This is a genomic window from Acetobacterium sp. UBA5834 (assembly GCF_002435675.1).
Lineage (GTDB): Bacteria > Bacillota > Clostridia > Eubacteriales > Eubacteriaceae > Acetobacterium > Acetobacterium wieringae.
The window spans coordinates 16771-33545 of sequence record NZ_DJGY01000063.1 but is presented as its reverse complement, the minus strand read 5'-3'; the positions used below and the strand labels follow the sequence as shown (position 1 = coordinate 33545).

The 16775-nt window shown below is 45.9% G+C and carries 15 protein-coding genes and 1 other RNA gene; all 16 read left to right on the top strand.

Annotation, left to right across the window (positions count from 1 at the left end; all coding sequences use genetic code 11):
* Nucleotides 1-14 precede the first annotated feature (14 nt).
* The 16 genes from B3F51_RS13110 (at nt 15) to scfB (ending at nt 16685) form a co-directional block, all read left to right on the top strand.
* Nucleotides 15-2384 carry an endonuclease MutS2 gene (locus tag B3F51_RS13110; protein WP_286947517.1) on the top strand — a complete coding sequence of 790 codons (2370 nt, stop codon included), beginning with the start codon at nt 15-17 and terminating at the stop codon, nt 2382-2384.
* Nucleotides 2385-2522: 138 nt separating this feature from the next.
* A complete protein-coding gene (gene dcd, locus B3F51_RS13105) occupies nt 2523-3056 on the top strand; it encodes a dCTP deaminase (RefSeq protein ID WP_070370070.1) in 534 nt (177 codons plus the stop codon).
* Nucleotides 3057-3101: 45 nt separating this feature from the next.
* Nucleotides 3102-4268, top strand: a complete 1167-nt coding sequence (locus tag B3F51_RS13100; RefSeq protein ID WP_148638741.1) for a cysteine desulfurase family protein — start codon at nt 3102-3104, stop codon at nt 4266-4268.
* 17 nt (nt 4269-4285) lie between these two features.
* Entirely contained in the window at nt 4286-5446 is a 1161-nt protein-coding gene (thiI, locus tag B3F51_RS13095) for a tRNA uracil 4-sulfurtransferase ThiI (protein WP_286947515.1), read from the top strand.
* An 83-nt stretch (nt 5447-5529) separates the two neighbouring features.
* A complete protein-coding gene (gene hflX / locus B3F51_RS13090) occupies nt 5530-7344 on the top strand; it encodes a GTPase HflX (RefSeq protein ID WP_148638739.1) in 1815 nt (604 codons plus the stop codon).
* A 2-nt stretch (nt 7345-7346) separates the two neighbouring features.
* Nucleotides 7347-7982, top strand: coding sequence for a YigZ family protein (locus tag B3F51_RS13085; RefSeq protein WP_286947512.1), 636 nt, complete (start codon nt 7347-7349; stop codon nt 7980-7982).
* Between the two features lie 333 nt (nt 7983-8315).
* Entirely contained in the window at nt 8316-8804 is a 489-nt protein-coding gene (locus tag B3F51_RS13080; RefSeq protein WP_070370496.1) for a VanZ family protein, read from the top strand.
* A gap of 16 nt (nt 8805-8820) precedes the next feature.
* Nucleotides 8821-10182 carry a DNA repair protein RadA gene (gene radA, locus B3F51_RS13075; RefSeq protein WP_286947510.1) on the top strand — a complete coding sequence of 454 codons (1362 nt, stop codon included), beginning with the start codon at nt 8821-8823 and terminating at the stop codon, nt 10180-10182.
* Nucleotides 10183-10273: 91 nt separating this feature from the next.
* Nucleotides 10274-10455, top strand: a non-coding RNA gene (gene ssrS / locus B3F51_RS13070) — 6S RNA.
* 83 nt (nt 10456-10538) lie between these two features.
* Nucleotides 10539-11141, top strand: coding sequence for a Holliday junction branch migration protein RuvA (gene ruvA, locus B3F51_RS13065; RefSeq protein ID WP_070370498.1), 603 nt, complete (start codon nt 10539-10541; stop codon nt 11139-11141).
* A gap of 3 nt (nt 11142-11144) precedes the next feature.
* Entirely contained in the window at nt 11145-12209 is a 1065-nt protein-coding gene (gene ruvB / locus B3F51_RS13060; protein ID WP_070370499.1) for a Holliday junction branch migration DNA helicase RuvB, read from the top strand.
* Nucleotides 12202-13227 carry a tRNA preQ1(34) S-adenosylmethionine ribosyltransferase-isomerase QueA gene (gene queA / locus B3F51_RS13055; protein WP_070370500.1) on the top strand — a complete coding sequence of 342 codons (1026 nt, stop codon included), beginning with the start codon at nt 12202-12204 and terminating at the stop codon, nt 13225-13227. Before ruvB ends, queA begins: the two co-directional genes overlap by 8 nt.
* Nucleotides 13228-13516: 289 nt before the next feature.
* On the top strand, nt 13517-14638 hold the full coding sequence (gene tgt / locus B3F51_RS13050; RefSeq protein ID WP_286947508.1) for a tRNA guanosine(34) transglycosylase Tgt: 1122 nt from the start codon (nt 13517-13519) through the stop codon (nt 14636-14638).
* Nucleotides 14639-14656: 18 nt separating this feature from the next.
* Entirely contained in the window at nt 14657-15037 is a 381-nt protein-coding gene (gene yajC / locus B3F51_RS13045; protein WP_228882821.1) for a preprotein translocase subunit YajC, read from the top strand.
* A gap of 88 nt (nt 15038-15125) precedes the next feature.
* On the top strand, nt 15126-15272 hold the full coding sequence (gene scfA / locus B3F51_RS13040; protein WP_083837856.1) for a six-cysteine ranthipeptide SCIFF: 147 nt from the start codon (nt 15126-15128) through the stop codon (nt 15270-15272).
* Nucleotides 15273-15335: 63 nt separating this feature from the next.
* Nucleotides 15336-16685, top strand: a complete 1350-nt coding sequence (gene scfB / locus B3F51_RS13035) for a thioether cross-link-forming SCIFF peptide maturase (protein ID WP_070370595.1) — start codon at nt 15336-15338, stop codon at nt 16683-16685.
* Nucleotides 16686-16775 lie beyond the last annotated feature (90 nt).

Here is a 16775-nt window from a genome sequence, read left to right as displayed (position 1 = left end):
GAGTGAAATAATACATGGATCAAAGAAGCTTAAAGGTCTTGGAATATCATAAAATATTAAAAAGCCTGGGTGAACATTGCGTCACTCAGGGTGGGAAGGATCAGGCAAAGAATCTGTTGCCGCAAGAAAGTCTGGCAGCAGTTAATCGAGCCCTTGATTTAACCAATGAAAGTCTGGGGATGATCCTTCGCAACGGTCGGCCACCGCTGGCAGATGTACCAAACACGAGTGATTATGTCAAGCGTGCAGCCATTGGTTCGATGCTGTCAATGAAAGAACTGTTGTCGATCGCCACGCTCCTGCGGATTGCCCGGGATATGGATAATTATTATCAGGGGGACACCCAGATGGATACCCTTGTTTTGCTCAAGGATCTGTTTACCTCACTGGAACCCTGTGAAGAGTTGGAAAAAGAAATCAGCCGCAAAATCCTGGGACCGGAAGAAATGGCCGACAACGCCTCACGGGAGCTGTCCCGGATTCGCCGGGAGATGCAGTTTAAATACAAGCGGATCACCGAAAAACTGAATCAAATGATTAGTTCTACTGCTTATGAAAAAATCCTTCAGGAAAAAATTGTGACGATCCGGAACAACCGCTATGTTATTCCGGTTAAACAGGAATACCGCAGCCAGGTGCCGGGGATTGTACTGGACAAATCGGCCAGTGGGGCAACCCTGTTTATTGAGCCGATGGCGGTGGTGGAACTGAACAATGATATTAAAATTCTGGTTACCGAAGAAGAACACGAAATCACCCGGATTCTCAAAGATCTGACCCAGAAGGTAGCTGATTTGCGGGATGAAATTATCTGCAATTATGAGGTGCTGGTGGATCTGGATTTTCAGTTTGGTAAGGGCAAGTATGGTCTAACCATCAATGGAGTTCGTACCAGTGTCTCAGAAACTGGTTCCATTGAGCTGATTAGGGCCAAGCATCCCTTGATTCCGGAAGACCAGGTTGTCGCCTCGGATATATATTTTTCCGCAGGCATTGATACCATGGTGATCACTGGGCCCAATACCGGGGGAAAAACGGTCTCTTTAAAAACCATCGGACTATTGAATTTGATGGTGCAGTCCGGATTGTTTATCCCGGTTCGGGAAGGCAGTAAAACCCGGATTTTTGGTGATATCTTTGCCGATATCGGGGATGAACAAAGCATTGAGCAAAGCCTGAGCACCTTTTCATCGCATATGACCAATATCGTGACAATTATGAATAAGGCTGATCATAACTCACTGGTACTATTTGATGAACTGGGGGCCGGTACCGATCCGACCGAAGGGGCCGCCCTGGCCATTTCGATTCTAAATGCACTTCATCTGCGTCGGGTTACCAGTGTCTCCACCACCCATTACAGCGAGCTGAAGGAATATGCCCTGGTCACTCCGGGGGTGGTTAATGCCAGCGTTGAATTTGATGTCAAAACCCTGCGGCCCACCTATCGCCTGTTAATTGGCGTGCCGGGAAAATCCAACGCTTTTGAAATCGCCATTCGCCTGGGGCTGGGTGAGGACATTATTGAAAATGCCCGCGACCTGATTAAGAATGAAGCCATCCGCTTTGAAGAAACCCTGATTAAAATTGATGAAAAGCGGCGTCGTACCGAAGCTGAGCATGACGCCATTATTCGCCTGAAGCAGGAAACCGAAGCGCTGAAACGCCAAATGGATCGGGAAAAGCAGAAATTTGAGAATGAACAAAAAGCGCTGCTGCAAAAAGCCCAGGAAGAAGCAATGGAAATTGTTAAGAAAACCCGGGCCGAAACTGAAGAGATTTACCGGGAAATCCGAACCATTCAGGAAACGACGACCACATCCATCAAGGACAATAAAGAATTGGAAGCGATTCGCAAACGGATCAAAGAAAAAGAGAAAAATCTCTATCAGTTTGGCAGCCGACCCAAAGATTATCAGGGGGCAGCTTTGGAAATGGATGACCTGAGTGTTGGGATGAAGGTTTATATCAACAGCCTGCGTCGGGAGGGAGAGGTGTTAAATCTGCTGCCCAACGAGAACAAAGCCATGGTTCAGTCAGAGATGATCAAGCTAAAGGTTGATGTAGGGGATTTGAGCATGTCAACGGCCCTGGCCAAGCCGGAAGAAAAAAAGGTGACCTTTAAAAAGGTCGAGCGTCATGTGATGGAGACCAAACTTGATCTCCGCGGCAAAAATGGTGAAGAATCTCTGTTTCTGGTGGATAAGATGATTGGGGATGCCATGCTTTCAGGAAACAAGCAGCTGGTAATTGTGCACGGCAAGGGTACCGGCAGGCTTCGGGAGATTATTCATGAATACCTGAAAACAAACCCGCTGATTGAAGATTTTCGCCTGGGGGCCATGAACGAAGGAGGCTCTGGGGTAACCATTGTCAATCTCTAGGCATGCGGCAAAATGGGATAGTCGGAGCGTTAATGGCCGAGACGCAGAGGACTCGTTATGCAAAAAATTGACAGAAACATCGATTAATAATACAATTAATGGGAAAATTTTGCAGACCTATTGAATTTTGGAGGAAATATGATTTTATCGGATAAAACCATTTATAAATATCTGGAAAGTGGGGAGCTGGTCATTGATCCATTGGAACAGGGGCAGGTACAGCCAGCCTCGGTGGACATTCGTTTGGGGACCAGTTTTTTAAAGCTGGATGAAAATAATTTTGAGGCCATGTCCTTGACGGATGAAATTAAGTATATTTCCATGGAAGCGGATGAAATCATTATCCCGTCCAATTCCTTTCTTTTGGCAACCACCATGGAATACATCAAGCTGCCCTGCAATCTGACTGCCTTTGTTGAAGGGCGTAGTTCGATCGGTCGAATGGGTTTATTTATTCAGAATGCAGGCTGGGTAGACCCGGGTTTTGAAGGCGAGATTACCCTGGAGCTTTATAACGCCAATCGCTTACCAATTAAACTGGAAAAAGGCCGACGGATTTGTCAGCTGGTTTTTGCTCAAATGGATGATATGGCATTGAATCCTTATCAGGGGAAATATCAGGGCCAGCGTTCAGCAGTGGGAAGCCGGATTTTTTTGGATGAGGAATGCTAATTCAAATCGTAAGAAATTGGGCCGTATGGGAAAAGGATCGAAACAATGAACGAAATATATTTAGATAATGCGGCAACCACCAGGGTTCATCCCCAGGTGGCGCAAAAGATGATGGATACCCTAGTTAACAATTACGGGAATCCCTCATCCCTCCATCGCCTGGGGATTCGCAGTGAACAGGCGATTAAGGAAGTCCGGGGATTAATCGCAAAAAACCTGAACTGTCAAACCCAGGAGATCTATTTTACATCCGGTGGGACAGAAGGCAATAATATGATTATCCAAGGGGTGGTGGAGAATAAAAAACGGGAGCGGATGCGGATTATCACCTCAGCCATCGAGCATCCCTCGGTACTGGATGTGTTTACCTTCTATCAGAATCATCAGATTGAGGTGGTGGTTCTGGGGGTTGACGCTCAAGGACATATTGATTTGACGGAGCTGCAAGCGGCTATGAACGAGGATACCATTCTGGTCAGTATTATGGGGGTAAACAATGAACTGGGAACCATTCAGGATCTCAAAGCGATTGGCAAAATCGTTAAGGCGGTTAATGCCAAGTGTGTTTTTCATGCTGACTTTGTTCAGGGCTTTATGAAAATTCCCATCGATGTGCAGGCCAGCATGCTCGATGCCCTGACCCTGTCCGGACACAAGATTTTCGGGCCGAAAGGCGTGGGCGCCGTTTATCTCAAAAAGGGTACCGACATTAAACCCCTGCTGCGGGGCGGTGGCCAGGAAAATAACCTTCGTTCAGGTACGGAAAATGTTCCGGGGATTGTTGGCTTTGGTGAAGCCGTTCGTTTACGAAGCGACTCATTTATGGATGAGTTTGAAGCGATCCGAAACTTGCGTACTGTCTTTATCAACGAATTAGAGACAAAAATTGAGGACATCAAAATCAACGGTGATCCTAACGGCAGTCCCTATGTACTTAATGTTTCATTTAACCGGGTTCGGGGCGAGGTGCTGCTGCACAGCCTTGAATCCAAGGGAATATTTGTTTCCACCGGCTCAGCCTGTTCGTCGCATAAAAAGGAGAAACAGTATGTCCTTAAAGCCATCGGGCTGGCCGAAGAATACAAAGAAGGAACCATTCGCATTAGCTTTTCAAAAGACATTACCAACGATGATGTTAAAACAGCAGTGGCTGCCATTGCCCAGGCAGTCAGTAGCTTGCGGCTGTTGATTAAGCCAAACAAAAATAGATGACAGGAGCAAAAAAATTAATGGAACATGTTATTCTGGTTCGCTATGGGGAGATTGCCCTGAAAGGGTTGAACCGAAATTATTTTATCGAATTATTGGCAAAAAATATTCGAAATACCCTGAGAAGTGTACCATCGGCGAAAGTTAAAAAAATTCAGGGACGTCTGATTGTCAATGTGAGTGATGAAGATCTGGATCGGGCGATGGAACAGGTGCAAAAAGTATTTGGGATTGTGTCCATCAGTCCGGCCATTGTTATTGACAGTGAAATTAAGACAATTGAAGAAAATGCCATTGAACAGGTGCGGTCCACCGAAGGAATAAAAACCTTTAAGATTACCGCTAAGCGGGGGGATAAAACCTTCCCGATTAAATCACCGGATCTGTGTTGCCGTCTGGGCGAAGTAGTTCTGGACAACATTGAAGGGATTACGGTGGATCTTCATAACCCAGACCTGAATCTGTGGGTGGAGGTTCGCGAACAAACCTATATGTATCACCAGTTTATCCCCTGTAACGGCGGCTTGCCAGTAGGCTGCAGCGGTAAAGCAGCACTGCTTTTGTCCGGCGGGATTGACAGTCCGGTGGCTGGCTATCTGATGGCCAAGCGGGGGGTGGAAGTCATCGGGGTCTATTTCCACAGCTTCCCTTTCACCAGTGATCGGACCAAGGAAAAGGTTATTGATCTGGCTAAAATCATGAGCCAGTATTGTGGCAAGATCAAACTTTTTGTAGTGCCTTTTACTGAGATCCAGACCAAAATAGTGGAGATGTGCCCGGAACGGCAAACCACCATCATCATGCGTCGTTACATGATGCGGATTGCTGAGATGATTGCTCACAACGAAGGTGCCAAGGCGCTGATTACCGGAGAAAGTCTGGGGCAGGTGGCCAGCCAGACAATGGAAGGACTGGGAGCTACCAATGCGGTAGCCGAGCTACCGGTTTTTCGACCACTGATTGGTTTTGATAAAACCGAAATTGTCAAAATTGCCGAAACCATCGGCACCTTTGAAACTTCGATTTTGCCCTACGAAGATTGTTGTACCATTTTTGTGCCCAAACATCCGGAAACCAAACCCAAGGTTTCGGAGATGCTCCGCTCCGAAGAAAAAATTGCGGAAATGATGGGTGCGATGATGGAAACCGCCGTGGCCGAATCCGAAGTGGTCAAACTCTAGTCTTTATAAACCTGACCAGGCAATCATTTTGCCTGGTTTTTGTGCTATAATAAGATACCCTAATAAATCAAAGGAAAAAAATAATGGCAGATAATAATAAAAGTGGCATTCGCCAAAGCTATATCAATGAACTGAATGACTTGATTGGTTATCAAATGGAAAATCAGGTCCTGCTGGATGAATACGTACTGGAAATTTTAAAACGACTGACCCTGATTACAAAACGGGAGGTGTTGATCTGCACCAATGACAAAAATCGGGTTCAATGGGTAAATATTGGTGATGCATCCACTGTCAATATCGGCAATGCGGAGATGCTCTACCATGTTAAGGCCCTCAATAAATACCGGGTCATTCACACCCATCCCGGTGGAAATCCGCGGCTGTCGGCTGAGGATTTTTCGGCGGCTAAAAAACAGAGCCTCCAGTGTATTATTGCCATCGGTGTCGACGAAAAAATACCGACCAGCTTTAGCATTGGAGTACCAGTGGTGGAAGCAGGAACCATGGAGTATGGTCAGGGCCTATTTAAAACCCTGAAAGAACTAAACAAGTTTCCGCTGGAACACTATATCCTGTTGGCTGACCGGTTTATTAAAGATGACCCCAATAATCGCTTCGATGCCGAGGATGAAGAGGAACGGGCATTGCTGATCGGATTGGATCTACCCGGAAATAAGGGCATTGAACTGGTGGACTCGATGGAAGAATTACGGCAACTGGTCAAGACGGCCGGTGGTATTGTGGAGGAAGAGGTTTGTCAGTCAAAAAGTCAGATCGATCCAACCTTTTATGTCGGTAAGGGGAAGCTCCAGGAACTGATCAAGGTGATTCAGAATCATGACATTAACCTGATTGTTGCCAATGATGAACTCAATTCCCGGCAAATAGCCAACATTGAAGCCGCCACCGGTACCAAAACGGTTGATCGTACCACTATTATTCTGGATATTTTTGCCCGCCACGCTAAAACCAAAGAAGGCAAGCTTCAGGTGGAACTGGCCCAGCAGAAATACCGGATGAGTCATCTAAAAGGTCTGGGGATTGTAATGTCCCGGACTGGAGGCGGCATTGGCACCCGAGGCCCTGGTGAAAAGAAACTGGAAACTGATCGCCGCCATATCCGCAAACAGTTAGAAGAGCTGGAAGCCCGGATTGAACGGATCAATAAGAGCAATCAGCTCAACGCCGTCCAGCGCAGTAAAAATAAAATCAAAACGGTCAGCTTAATTGGTTATACCAACTCTGGTAAGAGTACCCTCTTTAATCGGCTGACTCAAAGTGAAGTGGTGACCAAGGATGGCCTTTTCATTACCCTTGATTCGACCCTGCGAAAGGTCGATCCGGAACATGGTGAGTATCTGGTCTCAGACACCGTTGGTTTTATTGACAAACTACCCCATGATCTGATCAAAGCGTTTAAAACCACCTTGATGGAAGTCGAAACCGCTGATCTATTGCTGCATGTGGTGGATGTGTCCAATCATAACTATGAAGCCCAGATCGAGGTGGTCAATCAGGTGCTTTCGGATATTGGTTCCGGCAATAAAAAAGTCATCATGATTTATAATAAAATCGATAAGCTGACCCCGGAAGAACAGGATGCTTTGTTGCAAAAGAATCAGGTGGCGGTTGAGGAACTGGCTTTGTATATTTCCGCAAAAGAAGGGATGGCAATCGAGAGCCTCTTTGACATCATCAATCGGGTGCTGGTAGGAGAAAAACGGGAAATGCAGCTGCTGATTCCCTATGATGACAATAAATCACTGGCACTTCTGCATGAGATGAAAGTGGTTTTGGCGATCGACTATCAGGCTGACGGCAATCTGGTGACCATCGAAATGACAGATGACTTTCCAACTCATCTGTTTGAAAAGTATCAGGTGACAGAGGTATAATTGTGGAAGATTATAAAACGGTATTAATTCCTGATGAAACGGAGATTGAAATCAAGAAGTCCCGCTTTATCAATATGGTTTTTCATATTGAAACCGAAGCAGAAGCTGAAGCAATTCTCGCCGAAATCCGAAAAAAGCATTATAAAGCCACCCATGTCTGCTGGGCCTATGTGCTTAACACCAATCCCCGGCGCCAAAAAGCCAGTGATGATGGCGAACCTTCCGGTACCGCCGGTAAACCGATTCTGGAGGTCATTGATCATCGGGAGCTCAAAGATGTACTGGTGGTGGTCATTCGCTATTTTGGCGGCGTGAAGCTGGGTACCGGCGGTTTGATCCGGGCCTATGGCGGCGGCGCCAGTAATGTTTTGAATCATTGTACTGTGATCAAGAAGCAGTTTTCGGATCAATTGGAAGTGGTGGTCAGTTACGCAAGTTATGGGGGACTGAGCAACGGTCTAATGGAACGGGAGGTGATTCCGGTAAATGAAGATTTTGGCGAAAATGTCACCCTGTTTTTTCAGATCCCGGTGGCGGAAACAAACGGATTTTTAGCCTGGATCGAGGATAAAACCAATGGCACTGCCCAGATTATTCGCAGTGAACCAGCTTTTGTGGATGTTGTTTTTACTTTATAACAACAATGATTCTAAAACCGTTGTTGTTATAAAGTAAATGGTTTTGAAAAAGATGCATCGTTAGATAAATAACTAACGAGCGAAACCCTTTACAAATGCCAAAAAGTTGGATATAATTGCCATAGTATAAAATTAATGCTGAGTTTTGAATTAGCATGGATACAATAATGTATTTTAATTTAAAACAAAGAATAAAAATATCGAGGGGTTACTTTCGATATTTTTTCTTTTTTTGCAAAAATTTCCGGTCAGGAAAATTTCTGTGGCACTCTAAAGGTTTATTCGTTATAATAGCAAGGCTTACACGAGCAATCAACCAGGAAGGACCAGGATATGAGTAAAAACAACCGTGTCGCATTTCTCTTTAAGCTGCTGTTGCTGGCTTATTTGGGATTTCTAGTTATATTGACGCTATTACCCGATGCTTCTAATATTACCTATGAGACTACCGTAAACTTGATACCGCTGACTACGATTGATAACTTTTTTTATGACATTATGGTTAATGGCTTTATTGATTGGGAGTTTTTGGCAACCAAACCAACGAATCCAACAGAAATTCTTTTATACACCTTTACCGATTCGTTCAAAAACCTGGCCGGAAACATCATTTTGTTTTTACCGCTGGGGTTCCTATATCCGTTAGCACGAAAAAACAAGGTCGGCTTCTTCCATGTCTTTGTGGTGATACTGGGAACCACCTGTGCTATCGAGCTGATCCAATACTTGTTTTTAGCCAGTCGTCGGGCGGATGTCGATGATATTATTTTAAATCTGATTGGCGGTTTGATCGGTTATCTGGTTTATAAATGGATTGAGTAGTGAATAAGGGGAAAAGATGGCAAAGAAAAAAAGTATTTTTGTCTGTCAGAGCTGTGGTTATGAATCGCCCAAATGGATGGGTAAATGCCCGGAGTGTGGGCAGTGGAATAGCATGGTGGAAGAGTTGGATTTTTCTAAGCAGGGAAGTAAGGAAAGTATCCGGGAACGGGGCGTTTATTCTAAACCGAAGTCCCTAGCGGAGATTACCTATACTGGGGACACCCGCTACCCGACCTGCAATGAAGAGTTTGATCGGGTTCTGGGTGGCGGGATTGTCCCTGGGGGGATGATCTTGCTGGGCGGTGACCCGGGGATCGGGAAATCGACGTTGCTTCTGCAGACCACTGAAGCCCTGGGAAATCAGGGCTATAAGATTTTATATATTTCCGGCGAAGAGTCGGAACAGCAATTAAAAATGCGGGCAGAGCGAATGAAGGTAAAATCTGAAAAGATTTCTTTCTTATCGGAGATTAATATTCCCTATCTGCTGACGATTATTCTAGAAGAGCGGCCAGATATTGTCATTATCGATTCGATTCAGACCATGTACAGCCCGGACATCAGCTCAGCTCCAGGCAGTGTCAGCCAGATCCGTGAAAACACCGGCGCACTGATGCAATTGGCCAAAAAAGATAATATCGCAATGGTGTTGGTGGGGCATGTCACCAAAGATGGGGCCATTGCCGGTCCCCGGGTGCTGGAGCATATGGTTGATACGGTGCTTTATTTTGAGGGCGAAAAATATCACGCTTATCGGATTCTAAGGGGTGTCAAAAATCGTTTTGGCTCCACCAATGAAATCGGGATTTTTGAAATGACTGAAAATGGCTTGCAGTCGGTAGCCAATCCATCGGAGATGATGCTCGACAGCCGTCCCGAAAATACCTGTGGATCGGTGGTGGTGCCCTGTATTGAGGGGTCCCGGCCGTTGCTGATTGAGCTGCAGGGGCTGGTTTCGCCCACTGGCTTTGGAAATCCCCGACGAATGGCCACTGGCATGGATTATAACCGGATGGTATTATTGCTGGCAATTATGGAGAAGCGGCTGGGAATTCAGATGCAGTCGGTGGATGCGTACATCAATGTGGTGGGTGGCATCAAGGTGGATGAACCCGCACTCGATCTGGGAGTAATTGCTGTACTTTACTCCAGCCTCCGGGATTTTCAGATCCCCGGCGATTTGATGATTCTGGGCGAGGTGGGATTAACGGGTGAAGTCCGTAACATCCAGCACATCGAAAAACGCCTGATCGAAGGAAAAAAACTGGGCTTTAAGCGTTGCATTATCCCCAAAGGCAACCAGAAAGGCTTGAAAATTGCCGGAATGACGATTCTCCCGGTAGATAGTATTCGTTCGGCCCTGGACATTTTACTGTAGACCATCCGGTGGGTTGAAATAAGTGAATTTGACTGCTGGTTTGCGGCAAAAATTTATCCTTTGATTTCCGTAGAAAACCGTGTATAATTAAGTTATCCCAAAGTGTTCGTTTTTTACTTTATTTTTGAACCTACATCAATACTCAGGGAGTCTGATTGTTCGCTGGCAGATGTTAGGCCTCATTATATCAGTGGAAAACAGAAACTAGAGACAAGACACCCACCTAGCTTTCGCTAGGGCGTCAAAAATGGAGTACGACACGTTGGGATAGCACCTAAGGGTGCTTTTTTTGTGTTGTAATATTTTTTTGTTTTGGTACAATGGGTAAAGCATGTTTGAATTTTGAAGGAGGGCTTATGTACGAATATATGATCGGGAGCTTGGAAGAACAAGCCATGGATTATGTGGTCATTGATCAAAACCGCATGGGATATAAGGTAAAGGTGTCGACCAATACATTAAATGAGCTGCCGAGTCTGCATTCGGAGGTCAAGCTGCACCTTCATCAGGTGATCAAAGAAGACGAAGTTTCGCTGTATGGGTTTGCCACCACCGATGAACGGGAGATTTTTAGAACCATGATCGGGATTTCCGGGATCGGACCCAAAGCAGCTATGGGACTTTTGTCGCAGTTTAGCCGCAACGAGCTGATTGGCCATATTGTCAACGATGATCCTAAAAGCATTGCCAAGGCCCCGGGAATTGGCATAAAAACGGCCAGTCGGATTATCCTGGAGCTGAAGGATCGCTATAAGGATGTTTCAGTCGGAGATCTGAAGTCTGTTTCCTTACAGGCTAAAGATGATACGGTTACCCAGGCGATTAACGGACTGGTGGGATTGGGTTATAGTATTTCAGAAGCTTCCGAAATGGTAGCCCGGGCATTTACCCCCGAGAGTAGCATTGAAGCGCTGATCACCGGGGCGCTTCGCTCGGCTAATCCGTTGAAGGGACGATAACACATGAAAGAACGAATCATCACCTCTGATTTTACGGAATTGGATGTTGAAATAGAAAAAAATTTGCGACCCCAGGGTCTGGATGAGTATATCGGGCAGGAAAAAGTAAAAAAACAGATGGGTATTTTTATCAAAGCTGCTCAGAAGCGGAAAGAAAGCCTGGATCATGTGCTTCTTTATGGACCACCGGGGCTGGGAAAAACCACCCTGGCCAATATCATCGCCCGGGAAATGGGGGTCGGAATCAAAACCACCTCTGGCCCAGCCATTGAAAAGGCTGGCGATCTGGCAGCCATTCTGACCAGTTTAAAAGAGGGCGATATCCTCTTTATTGATGAAATCCACCGGCTGCAGCGCTCGGTCGAAGAGGTGCTTTATCCAGCCATGGAAGACTATGCTCTGGATATCATCATCGGCAAAGGCCCGGGTGCCCGTTCGATCCGGCTGGAGCTGCCACCCTTTACTCTGATTGGTGCCACCACCCGGGTAGGCCTGTTAACCTCACCATTACGGGATCGTTTTGGAGTGATTCAGCGACTGGAATTGTATAATCCGGAGGAACTGGCCACCATTATCCGCCGTTCTTCCGGCATTATCGGCATCGAAATGGATGACGAAGGGGCGATCGAACTGGCCATCCGCTCCCGGGGAACACCGCGTATTGCCAACCGCTTGTTAAAACGGGTTCGGGATTATTGTGAAATCGAAGGCCGGGGTATTATCGACCTCAAGACCACCCGGGAAGCCCTGGATCTTTTTGAAGTGGATGATGTCGGGCTGGATGAGATCGACCGGATTATGTTAAAAACCATCGTGGAAAAATTTGACGGTGGACCGGTCGGGATTGACACCCTTGCTGCTGCCATCGGTGAAGAAAAAAACACCATCGAAGAGGTGTATGAACCCTATCTGATTCAACTGGGTTTTCTTTCAAAAACACCTCGTGGTCGGATGATCACCAGCCGTGGTTATGCCCATTTGGGACTGGAGGACTATGTGAATGAGGCACAAAGTCCGCAGCAGCTAAAAATAAATTTCTATGACAATGAGGAAGGTATTGATGAATAAAACGGACTTTTATTATGATCTCCCGGATGAACTGATTGCCCAGTGTCCCCTGGAAAAAAGGGACAACTCCCGGCTGATGGTGATTAACCGGGAGAAGAATACCATTGAAGATCATAAATTTTTTGAGATTACTAATTATTTACGACCTGGAGATTTGCTGGTGATGAATAACACCAAGGTATTACCGGGACGGTTATTCGGGACCAGGGAAGATACCGGTGGAAAGGTGGAGATCCTGTTGCTGCGGCATCTGTCCCAGAAAGACTGGGAAATCATGGTCAAGCCAGGAAAACGGGCCCGGGTTGGGGCCCGGATTGTTTTTGGTCCCGAGCTAAAGGGTGAAATCACGGGAACCACCCAGGGGGGACTCCGAATAATCAGTTTTGAATATTCCGGTGTGTTTGAGGAAATCATTGACGAGATCGGCCTAATGCCGGTGCCGCCCTATATTCATGAAACCTTGACAGACAATAACCGCTATCAGACCGTTTATGCCAAGCGGGAAGGCTCGTCGGCAGCTCCTACCGCTGGGCTTCATTTCACCCCGGATCTGCTTTCGAAAATTGAAGCCATGGGGGTGGAAATTGCCGAGGTGACCCTCCATGTGGGCATTGGCACCTTTCGTCCAGTTAAATGTGATGTGATTGAAGAACATCATATGCATGAAGAATATTATGAGGTGCCGGAAGAAACAGCCAGGGCTGTTAAACGAACCAGAGAACGGGGTGGCCGGGTTATCGCTGTGGGGACCACCTCGGTGCGGACCCTGGAAAGTAATGCCAAGCTACATGATGGGGTGGTTACTCCTTACACCGGGGTAACGGATATTTTTATTTACCCGGGCTATGAATGGGAGGTGGTGGATGCTTTGATCACGAATTTTCATCTGCCAGAATCGACCCTGCTGATGCTGGTCTCAGCCTTTTATAACCGGGAAGCGATTATGAAAGCCTACCAAACGGCCATTGACTGGAAATATCGTTTTTTCAGTTTTGGGGACGCCTTGTTTATTGAGTAAAATAGGTAATTGCAAAACTGCCGTGAGCTTTGCGCCCAGTTTCGCACGAAACAATTTTTACACTGTACGGCGGACAGTTCGCTGAACTGTTCGCCTACACGTTACAAAATTGTTTTCGCGAAGGCAACGAGCCAATCACAAGCTTGCTTGTAGTTGGCGACTGCCCGCGAACAATAAGAAATTCGCATCGCAATTTCTTATTGTTGTGGAAACCGCACACAAAGCTATCATTGTTCGATGGTTTTTCATTTCGCAATTACCTATATTGAGTAAAAAATAGGAGAAAAGAATGAGCGAATTTCGTTATGAATTGATTAAGGAGTGTAAGGACACCGGAGCCAGACTGGGAAAGATCCATACCAAGCGGGGGGTTATCAATACCCCGATTTTTATGCCAGTGGGAACCCAGGCGACGGTGAAGTCCCTATCATCCGAAGATTTAGTGGAGATGGATGCCAATATAATTCTGGGCAATACCTACCATCTTTATTTGAGACCCGGCCAGGAGATTATGGATAAGGCTGGCGGGATCCATAAGTTTATGAACTGGAACCGGCCGGTGCTCACTGACAGCGGCGGCTTTCAGGTATTTTCTTTAAATGACTTAAGAAAGATCACCGAAGATGGCGTTGAATTTATTTCATACCTGGATGGCTCCCGACATTTTATGACCCCGGAAAAGGCCATTGATATGCAAAATTCCATCGGGGCCGATATCATCATGTGTTTTGACGAGTGTGCCCCGGCTGGTGCCGATTATGAGTATACCAAGAAATCCATGGAAATGACCACCCGCTGGGCGCGGCGCTGTAAAGAGGCCCACAAACGCCCCGAGGATCAGGCTTTGTTTGGGATTGTTCAGGGGGGGATGTTTGCTGATCTGCGGGCGCAAAGTGTAGAACAGCTCACTGACATCGGCTTTCCGGGTTATTCCATTGGCGGACTCAGTGTGGGGGAACCCAAAGATGTGATGTATAAGATGCTGGATGCCACCACCCCGCTTTTACCCAAAGATAAACCCCGCTATTTAATGGGGGTTGGTTCCCTGGATGCGCTGTTTGAAGGCACGATTCGGGGCATTGACATGTTTGATTGTGTGCTCCAGAGTCGGATTGCCAGAAACGGCACCGCTTTTACCAGTCATGGTAAGGTGGTGGTTCGGAATGCTACTTATAAGGAAGATTTTACACCGGTTGATCCTGAATGTGATTGTTTCGTTTGCCGAAACTACACCCGGGCCTACATCCGTCATCTCATTAAAACCAATGAAATTTTAGGGGCCAGGTTATTGACATATCATAATTTATACTTTACACTTGTAACGATGAAGAAAATTCGACAGGCCATAATGGATGACAATTTATTAGCCTATAAGGAAGCTTTCTTTGAGAAATTCGGTATAACTGAATAAAGATGAAGGAGAATGTGAATGTTTGGAATTGATTTTACATTAATTCTCCCGCTGATTTTAGTACTGGTGTTTTTTTATTTCTTTGTTTTACGACCACAGCAAAAACAGCAAAAAGAGATTAAAGAAATGCGATCCAGTATGAAACCAGGGGACGAGATTATTACAATTGGCGGATTTTATGGAATCGTCTATGCGATTGGTGAAGAAAATGTTACCATCGAGTTATTGCCAGATTATCATAAGGCGTTGATTACCAAATCGGCCATTGCCCGAATTGTCAATGTTGGGGACGCTGTTGTTGCAACAGAAGATGACAATTTTGAAGAGCTAGAAGATCTGGATAATGAAGAAATCGTTGTCGATGCTGAATTTGAAGAAATCGACGAAGACAAAAAATAAAGAGAACGGACCTGCACTCGGCGACCCGGATTTTAGCGGGTCTGTCGGTAATTGTCGGGAAAAATTATTTTTGAAGGGAGTGAACAATTTGAAGCACATTAAAATCATTAAAGAAGGTAAACTCACTGACGTGAAGAACAGAGGATGCGGGGAATGTCAAACTTCCTGTCAATCTGCCTGTAAAACATCCTGCACCGTAGGAAATCAAAAATGCAAACAAACGACTGAAAAATAATAAACAAGCCTGAAAGGGGCTGTCTCGTAAGAGATAGTCCCTTTTTTCATGATGGGAGAAAAAATGATACATAAATATAAAAAGAATGGTCTCAATATTGTTTTGGACGTGGATACCAGCACAGTACTGACGGTTGACGAACTGACCTTTGAAGTGCTGGATCACTATGAAGGTAAAACCAGAGCCGAAATCATTGCCAGCTTTCAAGAAAAATATTCAGTGACCGAACTCAATGAATGTCTGGATGAATTGGATGGTGTCAAAGCGGCCGGGCTATTGTTCCGGGAAATGAACTATCAACGGGAGAACTATGCCAATGAAGATTTGATCAAGGCGCTATGCCTGCATGTCGCCCATGACTGTAATCTGAAATGCGCTTATTGCTTTGCTGCGCAAGGTGACTTTGATGGTGAAAAACTGCTGATGCCGCTGGAAGTTGGCAAAAAAGCCATCGATTTTATCATCGCTCAGTCCAAAAACCGAAAAAACCTGGAAGTTGATTTCTTCGGTGGTGAACCGCTGATGAATCTGGATGTGGTTAAGCAATTAGTGGTATATGGCAAAGAGATGGCCGCTAAAAACGATAAGCAGTTCAAATTCACAATGACCACAAATGGGGTGCTGTTAAATGCCGAAACCCGGGAATATCTAAACGAAACGATGGATAATATCGTGCTTAGTCTGGATGGTCGTAAAGAAGTCAATGATCAGATGCGGCAAACGGTCAATGATCAGGGCTCTTTTGATGTGATTATCGACAACATCAAAGCGATGGCTAAAATGCGGGGTGATAAAGATCATTATGTCCGGGGCACCTATACACATCATAATCTTGATTTTGCCAAGGATGTTGAGTTTTTGGCGGCAAAGGGTTTTAAAAGCATTTCGGTGGAACCGGTGGTGGCCGAGGCAACTCACGATTACGCCCTGACCGAGTCCGATCTCCCCACTATCATGGCAGAATATGATGCGCTGGCCTTGTCTTACCTCACGCGTCATGAAGCAGGACTGCACTATAACTTTTTCCATTTTAATGTGGATCTCGATCATGGCCCCTGCGTTTACAAACGGCTGTCCGGATGTGGGGCCGGTAAGGATTATGTGGCCGTAACGCCGGAGGGGGACATTTATCCCTGTCATCAGTTTGTCGGCAATGAAGCATTTAAGATGGGGGATGTGAGTAATGGCATCACCAATGGCGAGATCAAAAAAATCTTCGATGCTGGCAACCTGCTAGAAAAAGAAGACTGTCAAAGCTGCTGGGCCAAATATTTTTGCGGTGGGGGCTGTCATGCCAATGCCTATAACTTTAACGGTACGATTATGAAACCTCATTTCGTCAGCTGCGAAATTGAGCGGCGGCGGGTGGAAAATGCCATTATGATTTCAATTATTGAAGGCGAACAGGAATAAGCGGTTAAGGTTTGCTTGGACTACCGTACCGATCAATGACCAAGGGGTCAGACCCTTGTTAATCTGTTGTTCGCTGCGGAATCGGACAGG

Excerpts from the sequence above, each read along its gene's own strand:
- B3F51_RS13080 (WP_070370496.1), top strand. The coding sequence starts at position 8,316 with ATGAGTAAAAACAACCGTGTCGCATTTCTCTTTAAGCTGCTGTTGCTG.
- yajC (WP_228882821.1), top strand. The coding sequence starts at position 14,657 with ATGTTTGGAATTGATTTTACATTAATTCTCCCGCTGATTTTAGTACTG.
- ruvB (WP_070370499.1), top strand. The coding sequence starts at position 11,145 with ATGAAAGAACGAATCATCACCTCTGATTTTACGGAATTGGATGTTGAA.
- tgt (WP_286947508.1), top strand. The coding sequence starts at position 13,517 with ATGAGCGAATTTCGTTATGAATTGATTAAGGAGTGTAAGGACACCGGA.
- hflX (WP_148638739.1), top strand. The coding sequence starts at position 5,530 with ATGGCAGATAATAATAAAAGTGGCATTCGCCAAAGCTATATCAATGAA.
- ruvA (WP_070370498.1), top strand. The coding sequence starts at position 10,539 with ATGTACGAATATATGATCGGGAGCTTGGAAGAACAAGCCATGGATTAT.
- B3F51_RS13110 (WP_286947517.1), top strand. The coding sequence starts at position 15 with ATGGATCAAAGAAGCTTAAAGGTCTTGGAATATCATAAAATATTAAAA.
- B3F51_RS13100 (WP_148638741.1), top strand. The coding sequence starts at position 3,102 with ATGAACGAAATATATTTAGATAATGCGGCAACCACCAGGGTTCATCCC.
- thiI (WP_286947515.1), top strand. The coding sequence starts at position 4,286 with ATGGAACATGTTATTCTGGTTCGCTATGGGGAGATTGCCCTGAAAGGG.
- queA (WP_070370500.1), top strand. The coding sequence starts at position 12,202 with ATGAATAAAACGGACTTTTATTATGATCTCCCGGATGAACTGATTGCC.
- radA (WP_286947510.1), top strand. The coding sequence starts at position 8,821 with ATGGCAAAGAAAAAAAGTATTTTTGTCTGTCAGAGCTGTGGTTATGAA.
- dcd (WP_070370070.1), top strand. The coding sequence starts at position 2,523 with ATGATTTTATCGGATAAAACCATTTATAAATATCTGGAAAGTGGGGAG.
- scfB (WP_070370595.1), top strand. The coding sequence starts at position 15,336 with ATGATACATAAATATAAAAAGAATGGTCTCAATATTGTTTTGGACGTG.